General features: G+C 69.7%; 8 protein-coding genes. 3 read left to right on the top strand and 5 right to left on the bottom strand.

Annotation, left to right across the window (positions count from 1 at the left end; genetic code table 11):
- Nucleotides 1-2 precede the first annotated feature (2 nt).
- The 3 genes from HMPREF0591_RS08900 to HMPREF0591_RS08890 form a co-directional block, all read right to left on the bottom strand.
- Complete coding sequence (locus HMPREF0591_RS08900; protein ID WP_007168154.1) at nucleotides 3-857, bottom strand: TIGR02569 family protein; 855 nt, start codon at nucleotides 855-857, stop codon at nucleotides 3-5.
- A 36-nt stretch (nucleotides 858-893) separates the two neighbouring features.
- Entirely contained in the window at nucleotides 894-2072 is a 1179-nt protein-coding gene (moeZ, locus tag HMPREF0591_RS08895; RefSeq protein WP_007168153.1) for an adenylyltransferase/sulfurtransferase MoeZ, read from the bottom strand.
- A 215-nt stretch (nucleotides 2073-2287) separates the two neighbouring features.
- Nucleotides 2288-3313, bottom strand: coding sequence for a DUF3152 domain-containing protein (locus tag HMPREF0591_RS08890; protein WP_085981534.1), 1026 nt, complete (start codon nucleotides 3311-3313; stop codon nucleotides 2288-2290).
- A gap of 202 nt (nucleotides 3314-3515) precedes the next feature.
- On the opposite strand from HMPREF0591_RS08890, the gene fasR reads away from it, so the two are divergent.
- Nucleotides 3516-4202: an HTH-type transcriptional activator FasR gene (fasR, locus tag HMPREF0591_RS08885; RefSeq protein WP_007168151.1), complete on the top strand. Its 687-nt coding sequence runs from the start codon at nucleotides 3516-3518 to the stop codon at nucleotides 4200-4202.
- Here the strand turns inward: fasR and HMPREF0591_RS08880 are convergent.
- A complete protein-coding gene (locus HMPREF0591_RS08880) occupies nucleotides 4189-4458 on the bottom strand; it encodes a DUF3107 domain-containing protein (RefSeq protein WP_040622135.1) in 270 nt (89 codons plus the stop codon). The two genes, fasR and HMPREF0591_RS08880, sit on opposite strands and share 14 nt — an antisense overlap.
- 205 nt (nucleotides 4459-4663) lie before the next feature.
- On the opposite strand from HMPREF0591_RS08880, the gene HMPREF0591_RS08875 reads away from it, so the two are divergent.
- Entirely contained in the window at nucleotides 4664-5383 is a 720-nt protein-coding gene (locus HMPREF0591_RS08875) for an MmpS family transport accessory protein (RefSeq protein WP_007168149.1), read from the top strand.
- Between the two features lie 227 nt (nucleotides 5384-5610).
- Here HMPREF0591_RS08875 and HMPREF0591_RS08870 read toward each other — a convergent pair whose 3' ends face one another.
- Nucleotides 5611-6330, bottom strand: coding sequence for a ferritin-like fold-containing protein (locus tag HMPREF0591_RS08870; RefSeq protein WP_007168148.1), 720 nt, complete (start codon nucleotides 6328-6330; stop codon nucleotides 5611-5613).
- A 253-nt stretch (nucleotides 6331-6583) separates the two neighbouring features.
- Here HMPREF0591_RS08870 and HMPREF0591_RS08865 point away from each other — a divergent pair.
- A partial coding sequence (locus HMPREF0591_RS08865; protein ID WP_007168147.1) for a DEAD/DEAH box helicase occupies nucleotides 6584-7912 on the top strand: 1329 nt, incomplete at its 3' end.

Raw genomic sequence — 7912 nt, 5'->3', positions numbered from 1 at the left:
AGCTAGAGCACGAGCCGGACCAGGGCCGCCGTGCGGGCCAGCCCGGGAAAGGCCTCGGCGGTCGACCGCGGGTGCAACGCATGCACCGCGAGGCGAAACATCAAGGCGCGCAACAACATCTGCGGCCACTCCGGCAGCGCGTTCCAGCGTTCGATGAGGCCGTCGTCGGCCTCGCCCCAGGACAGCGCGTCCACGACGACGACGCCGGCGGCCCACGACGCGGGCCGCCAGTAGGGGGTGATGTCGGTGATCCCCGGGGCGGCGGTACCGATGAAAAGCACTGTCCCGTAAAGGTCCCCGTGCACCAGCTGGTTCGGGCTCTTGGTCGGCCGGCGCAAGGTGGCGAGCTGGTTGATCAGCTCCACCGAGCGCTCGGCGTCGGCCGTCGGCGGGGCGGTCCGCGCCCCCGGGGGCACCGAGGCCAGCGGCCGTTCCTCCCAGGCGGCACGGTCGGCGGCGATGAAGATGTCCACGTCACCCCACGGCGCGGTGGGTCCCTGGGTCAGAAACCGGGGGCGTTCCAGTTTGCCGGTCGCCTCGTGCAGGCGCACCGCCGCCGAGACCACCTCGTCATGCCGCGGCTCGGGCGTGCCGGCGACGAAGGTGTCCGCCCGCCAGCCCGACGCCACGTAGCGTCCGTCCGTCGAGCGGACCGGGCGGGCCAGCCGGACGCCGTCGACGAACAGCGTCTCGCGGACCCGGGCCGACCAGGCCGCCCGGGCGTGGTCGGCCACCAGCGACAGGACCACCTCGCCGCAGCGCCAGCCGCCCTCCCAGCTAGCCCCCAGATAGACGGGCTGCACACCGGTCAAACCAAACGCCGCCAGCACATGCTCGGGCGGTGGCTCGACATTCACACCGGTAGCCTAGACGAGCCCCACTCGCGGACCGGGTCAGTACATCACCATGTCGGGCTGCATCTGCTGCGCCCACGCCACGATGCCGCCCTGCAGGTGCACCGCGTCGGCAAATCCGGCCTGCCGCACCGTCGCCAGCGCCGCGGCCGAGCGCACCCCCGTCTTGCAGTACAGCACCGGGATGCGGTCGTGCGGCAGCTTTGCCAGGCCCTCGCCGGAGTCGATCGACGACTGCGGGATCAGCTGCGCCCCGTCGATGTGGTTGATCTCCCACTCGGCGGGCTCCCGGACGTCGATCAACGCCAGCTTCGTGCCCGATTCCAGCATCTTGCGCAGTTCCCGCGGGGTGATGGTGGAGCCGGTGACGACCGCACCGGCGTCGCCGGGCGCGGCGCCGCAGTACTGCTCGTAGTCGATCAGCGCGGTGATTTTCGGGGAGGACGGATCCTTGCGGATCTTGATGGTGCGGTAGGACATTTCCAGCGCGTCGTAGATCATCAACCGGCCGAGCAGCGACTCGCCGATCCCGGTGATGAGCTTGATCGCCTCGGTGCCCATCACCGCCGCGACGGAGGCACAGACGATGCCCAGCACGCCACCTTCGGCGCAGGACGGGACCGTGCCGGGCGGCGGCGGCTCGGGGTAGAGGTCGCGGTAGTTGAGGCCCCGGCCGCCGGGCGCGTTCTCCCAGAACACCGAGACCTGGCCCTCGAACCGGTAGATCGACCCCCACACGTAGGGCTTGCCGGCCAGCACGGCGGCGTCGTTGACCAGATAGCGGGTGGCGAAGTTGTCGGTGCCGTCCAGGATCAGGTCGTACTCCTCGAACAGGCCGACGGCGTTGCTCGAGTCCAGCCGGAACTCGTGCAGACGCACCTGCACCAACGGGTTGATCGCGGCGATCGACTCGCGCGCCGACTGGGCCTTGGCGCGTCCGACGTCGGCGGTGCCGTGGATGATCTGGCGCTGCAGGTTGGACTCGTCGACGACGTCGAAATCGACGATGCCGATCATGCCGACCCCGGCCGCGGCCAGGTACAACAGCGTCGGCGCGCCGAGGCCGCCGGCACCGATCACCAGCACGCGAGCGTTTTTCAGCCGCTTCTGCCCGTCGACGCCGAGGTCCGGAATTATCAGATGGCGGCTGTAGCGGGCCACCTCGTCGCGGGTCAGCTGGTCTGCCGGCGCCACGAGAGGCGGCAACGGTGTCGGCACCCGGGTTCTCCTCGGTCTCGCAGTGCGGTTGGTCGTCCACCACCATCTCAGCAGCCGCCGCGGGGGACGGCAATGAATTCAACCGGCCCGCCGAGCGTCACGCTGGCGTGGCGTTGGGCGCCGAGCGCCACGCTGGCGTGACGCTCGGGACGGTAGGCGGGACACTCGAGGCGGTAGACGTGACGCTCGGGGCGGTAGGCGCAGTAGGCGCCGCGTTAGGCGATCGGGAACGGCCAGGGGTTGAATCGGCAGGTCTTGCCGTCGGCCTTGACGAAGTCCGGGTCGAACTGGGCGGCGTCGTCGTTCGACGTGGAGAACGTCTGCTGCATCATCACCGGCGCCAGGGCGCCCTGCTGCTCGCACGGCTCGTGACGCACGTACCCGATGGCGTGGCCGACCTCGTGGTTGATCACGTACTGGCGATAGGACCCGATGTCCCCCTCGAACGGGACGGCCCCGCGCACCCAGCGCGCCTCGTTGATGAAGACGCGCGATTGCCGGTCACTTCCGTAGGCCGGGTTGTAGCAGGAGGTCTCCAGCCGGAATTCGTAGCCGCAGCCCCCGCGGACGGTCACCGGAGACACCAGCGAGATCCGGAAGTCGGGGTTCCCGTTATCGATCCGGATGAACGCGAATTGCGGGTTGTGGGTCCAGCCTTTGGGGTTGGCCAGCGTCTGGTCGACCATCTGGGCGAAGGCGTTGTCGCCGCCGAACATCGTGGGGTCGATGCCGTTTTCCACCTCGACGGTGTACCGAAACACCTTCACGGTGCCCTGACCGATCTGCGGCGTCGTCCCGGGCACCACGTGCCACGTCTTGTCGCCCGCCTCGGTGAACGGGCCGCCGTCCGGCAGCGTCCCGGCCGGCAGGTTGGCGTCGAACGCGGCGAGCCCGCGCGGCGGCGCGTCGATGATCGACGTGCCTATCGCGCCGACCTCCTGCGGGCTCTGGATGGGCTGGTTGGCCGTGGGCTTCGTCGCCGCAGTGCCGGTGACCGTCTGGTAGACGACCACGGCGGTGAGCGCCACCAGCGCGGGCAGCGCGTAGGCGCGCCAGCCGTACGTCGAGACGAACCGTCCCAGGCGCGTCTGCTTGCGCCACTGGTTGGGCCGCTCCCGGTCGGCCCGGGTCCGTCCGCCGTCGCGGGCGATCGGGTCACGCAGGGCCCGCAGCGGTTCCCGCCACTCGTCCCGCAGCACCGGGACGCGACCGGCGCCACGAGAAGGCCGCTGGGAAGTCATTTCCCCAGGATTACACAGCGGGCGCCGGGGCCGTCCTTGGCGCGCCCGAATGCACCGCCCGACACCACTTTCTGCCAGCGGCGACGGCCGCGACGACGATCACCGCAGCCACGCGGGTAGTAAGGTCTGTCGCAACGAGCCGCGCGCGGGCCGGCCGGGGCAGTGCCGGCGGCCGGACGCCGACAGATCAGATGAGGACTCGATGAGCGAACTCGCCAAACCCGCGGCGCGGCGTGCCGTCAGGTCGGCCGATCGCAGTCGGCCCGGGGACGGCGTCGCGGCCACCAGCCGGCGCGGCAACCGGTTGCCGCGCGATGAGCGCCGCGGTCAGCTGCTCATCGTCGCCAGCGATGTCTTCGTCGACCGTGGCTACCACGCGGCCGGCATGGACGAGATCGCCGAGCGCGCCGGTGTGAGCAAACCGGTTCTGTATCAACACTTTTCGAGCAAGCTCGAACTCTATCTGGCGGTCCTCGCCCGGCACGTCGAGAACCTCGTGTCGGGGGTCCAGCAGGCGCTGAGCACCACCACCGACAACCGCCGGCGGTTGCACGCCGCGGTTCAGGCGTTCTTCGACTTCATCGAGCACGACAGCCAGGGCTACCGGCTGATCTTCGAGAACGACTACGTCACCGAACCCGAGGTGGCCGCGCAGGTGCGGGTCGCCACCGAATCGTGCATCGACGCCGTGTTCGCCCTGATCAGCGAGGATTCGGGCCTGGACCCGCACCGTGCCCGGATGATCGCGGTGGGGCTGGTCGGCATCAGCGTGGACTGCGCGCGTTACTGGCTGGACTCCGACCGCCCGATCTCCAAGGCGGACGCGGTCGAGGGCACCGTCCAATTCGCGTGGGGCGGCCTGTCACACGTGCCGCTTACTCGCCTTTAGCGCCCTTGCCGGGGAGTTTGGTGACCTCGGCGCCGATACCGAAGCCGACCCGGCGGGCGTCCGCGGGACCGATCTCGACGTAGGCGATCTTGCTGGTGTGGACGAGGAAGCGACGCCCCCGCTCGTCGGTCAGCCTCAGCAGGCCCGGACCCTCGCTCAGTGCGGCGCTGACGAGCTCTTCGACTTCGGCCGGCGTCTGCGCGCTGGAGAGGACCAGCTCGCGTGGACTGTCCGTGATACCGATCTTGACCTCCACGGTCACCCCTTCCGTTGGTACTGAAGTCGACGGCCCTGCCACTGCAGGCTAGTGGACGCGGGCGGCCCGCACCGGCGACGGTCCCCGCGGCGCGGTTCGCGGTGAGCGAAACGTCGGTCGCGAGCAGATAACGATTAGCTTGCAGCTGGTCTCAGACCCGGTTTGGGTACCCGATCCGTGTTTTCACATCGCTAACTTCGGCACCATGGGTACCACACTGGCCGACCTCGACGAGATCCGGGACTATCCCGAGGACGAGACCGATGAGCTGTACCGAGCCGGCTCCTACCCCGAGGGTGACTACAACTGGACCGGCTGGCCGGCCGAGCTGCGCTGGCGCCCCGTCACGGCGATCGTCGGCGCCGTGGTGGCCGTCGGCGCGATCGCGACGGCCGTCATCATCAACAGCGGCGACAGCGCCTCGACCAAGGCCACCATCGGCCCGGCCCCCCAGCCGGTGACGTCCGCGCCGGCCACCACGAAGGCCTCCGCCCCGCCCAGCGCCCAGCCCAGCCCTTCGGTCACGCAACAATTGCCGCCCGAGACGGTCACCACCGTGACCACGCCCAGCGCCGCGCCGAGCCTGGCGCCGACGGGAACCCCCACCGCCGCGCCGCCCCTGACGCTGACGCCCCCGCCGGCGGCGGCGCTGAACCCGCGCACCGTCGTCTACAGCGTGACCGGCAGCAAGCAGCTGCTGGACCTGGTGAACATCGTCTACACCGATGGTCAGGGCCGCTCCCAGACCGAGTTCAACGTGTCGCTGCCGTGGACCAAGGCGGTGATCCTGAACCCCGGCATCCAGAACCCATCGGTGGTGGCGACGAGCTTCTACGGGCGGCTGAACTGCTCGATCGTCAACGCCGCCGGCCAACTGGTGGCGGCGCAGGCCAACAACGCGAGCCTGGCGAGCTGCACCCGCTGAGTCCGATGGCCGTGACCCGCAGCGCCCGGCTGCGCCGCGCTTGCGATCACGGCTGAGTCCGATGGCCGTGACCCGCAGCGCCCGGCTACGCCGCGCTTGCGATCACGGCTGAGTCCGATGGCCGTGACCCGCCACGCCCGGCTACGCCGCGCTTGCGATCACGGCTGAGTCCGATGGCCGTGACCCGCAGCGCCCGGCTGCGCCGCGCTTGCGATCACGGCTGAGCCTCAGCTCAAGCCGAGTTCGCGCATCCGCCGGTCGTGCGTGTGCTGCAGCCGGTCGAAGAAGGCGCTGAGCTGGCCCAGCCCGCCGGCGCCCGACATCACCAGGTCGACGAGCTCGTCGTGGTCGGCCAGCAGGTACTGGGCCTGCGTGATCGCCTCGCCGAAGAGGCGACGCGACCACAACGCCAGCCGGCTGCGCTGCTTGCCGCTGGCGGTCACGGCGGCGCGCACCTCGGCCACCACGAACTGCGAGTGCCCGGTTTCCGACAGCGCCGCGCGCACCACGTCGGCGATCTCGTCGGGCAGCCCGTCGGCGATCTCCAGATACAGGTCGGCGGCCAGGGCGTCGCCGACGTAGGTCTTCACCAAGGCCTCCAGCCAGGTGCTGGGCATCGTCAGCCGGTGGTAGTTCTCCAGCGCCGAGACGTATTTGGACATCGCCGGCACGACGTCGACGCCCCGGCTTTCCAGGGCGTCGCGCAGGAGTTCGTAGTGCTGCATCTCGGCGGCGGCCATGCTCGCCATCGAAATGCGTCCGCGCAGGTCGGGCGCCATCCGCGCCTCGTCGGTGAGCCGATAGAAGGCGGCGATCTCCCCGTACGCCAAGACCGCGAACAACTCGTTGACGCCCGGGTGATCGGCCGACAGTCGAGGGGTGGGCGAATCCTCGACCTGATCGGCTTCCTGATCGGCTTCGGCAGGCTGGCAAGAGGGCCGGGTCATGGCAACACTGTAGTCGGCGGAACCGGCGCAAATCGGGGGCCAGCTGTCGACCAGCTATCATGTATGTAGATAGCGGCTGCATTCCTCCGGGAAGCCGCTATCGGCGAAATGTGCGTGCACAGCTGGCCCGCCCGAATCGAGCAGGGGCCCGCGACTCGGCGACGTCATCGGAGTCGGAACTCGTGCGCGCGTGACCGCGACCGAGAAACACCGACACAACCCGATACGTCACCGAAAGGTATTCAACCCACGCATGAGCACACTCGACGGCACAACCGAATTGACCTTTGCCAACCTCGGCGTCCGCGACGAAATCGTCCGCGCCCTCGCGGAGAAGGGCATCGAGCGCCCCTTCGCCATCCAAGAACTGACCCTGCCGCTGGCGCTCGCCGGCGACGACCTGATCGGCCAGGCGCGCACCGGCATGGGCAAGACCCTCGCGTTCGGCGTGCCGCTGCTGAATCGCATCACGGCCGGAGTCGGCGTGCGGGCCCTCAACGGCACACCACGCGCCCTGGTCGTGGTGCCCACCCGCGAGCTGTGCCTGCAGGTCCACGGTGACCTCTCCGACGCGGCCAAGTACCTCAAGGCCGAGGGCGACCGTCCGCTGAGCGTCGTGTCGATCTATGGCGGCCGGCCCTACGAACCGCAGATCGAGGCGCTGCGCGCCGGCGCCGACGTCGTGGTGGGCACCCCGGGCCGCCTGCTCGACCTGAGCCAGCAGGGCCACCTGCAGCTCGGCGGACTGTCCATGCTGGTGCTCGACGAGGCCGATGAGATGCTCGACCTGGGCTTCCTGCCCGACATCGAGCGGATCCTGCGGCAAATTCCCGAGGAGCGGCAATCCATGCTGTTCTCGGCGACCATGCCGGGCCCGATCATCACGCTGGCCCGCACCTTCATGAACCAGCCCACCCACATCCGGGCGGAGGCGCCGCACTCGGCCGCCACGCACGACACCACCGAGCAGTTCGTCTACCGGGCCCACGCGCTGGACAAGGTGGAGATGGTCAGCCGGATACTGCAGGCCGAGGGGCGCGGCGCGACGATGATCTTCACCCGCACCAAGCGCACCGCGCAGAAGGTCGCCGACGAACTGGCCGAGCGCGGCTTCAAGGTCGGCGCGGTGCACGGCGACCTCGGACAGATCGCCCGGGAGAAGGCGCTGAAGGCGTTCCGCAACGGCGACATCGACGTGCTGGTTGCCACCGATGTGGCCGCCCGCGGTATCGACATCGACGACATCACCCACGTCATCAACTACCAGATCCCCGAGGACGAGCAGGCCTACGTGCACCGCATCGGCCGCACCGGCCGGGCCGGCAAGACCGGTATCGCCGTTACCCTGGTGGACTGGGACGAGCTGCCCCGCTGGTCGATGATCGACAAGGCGCTGGGCCTGGACTCCCCCGATCCGGCCGAGACCTACTCGAACTCGCCGCACCTCTACGAAGAGATGGGCATCCCGGCCGAAGCAGGCGGCGCCATCGGCACGCCGAAGAAGCCGCAGGGCCAGCGCCGCAAGACCGAGCGTGACGGCCAGAAGACGGAGCGGTCCGGACGCTCCCGCTCCGGCGCGCCG

The organism is Mycobacterium parascrofulaceum ATCC BAA-614 (assembly GCF_000164135.1).
Lineage (GTDB): Bacteria > Actinomycetota > Actinomycetes > Mycobacteriales > Mycobacteriaceae > Mycobacterium > Mycobacterium parascrofulaceum.
The sequence above is the reverse complement of the archived record's forward strand: the minus strand, read 5'-3'. Positions and strand labels throughout refer to the sequence as shown.

Coding starts and splice junctions, on each gene's coding strand:
- HMPREF0591_RS08890 (WP_085981534.1), bottom strand. CDS start 3,313: ATGACTTCCCAGCGGCCTTCTCGTGGCGCCGGTCGCGTCCCGGTGCTG.
- fasR (WP_007168151.1), top strand. CDS start 3,516: ATGAGCGAACTCGCCAAACCCGCGGCGCGGCGTGCCGTCAGGTCGGCC.
- HMPREF0591_RS08875 (WP_007168149.1), top strand. CDS start 4,664: ATGGGTACCACACTGGCCGACCTCGACGAGATCCGGGACTATCCCGAG.
- HMPREF0591_RS08870 (WP_007168148.1), bottom strand. CDS start 6,330: ATGACCCGGCCCTCTTGCCAGCCTGCCGAAGCCGATCAGGAAGCCGAT.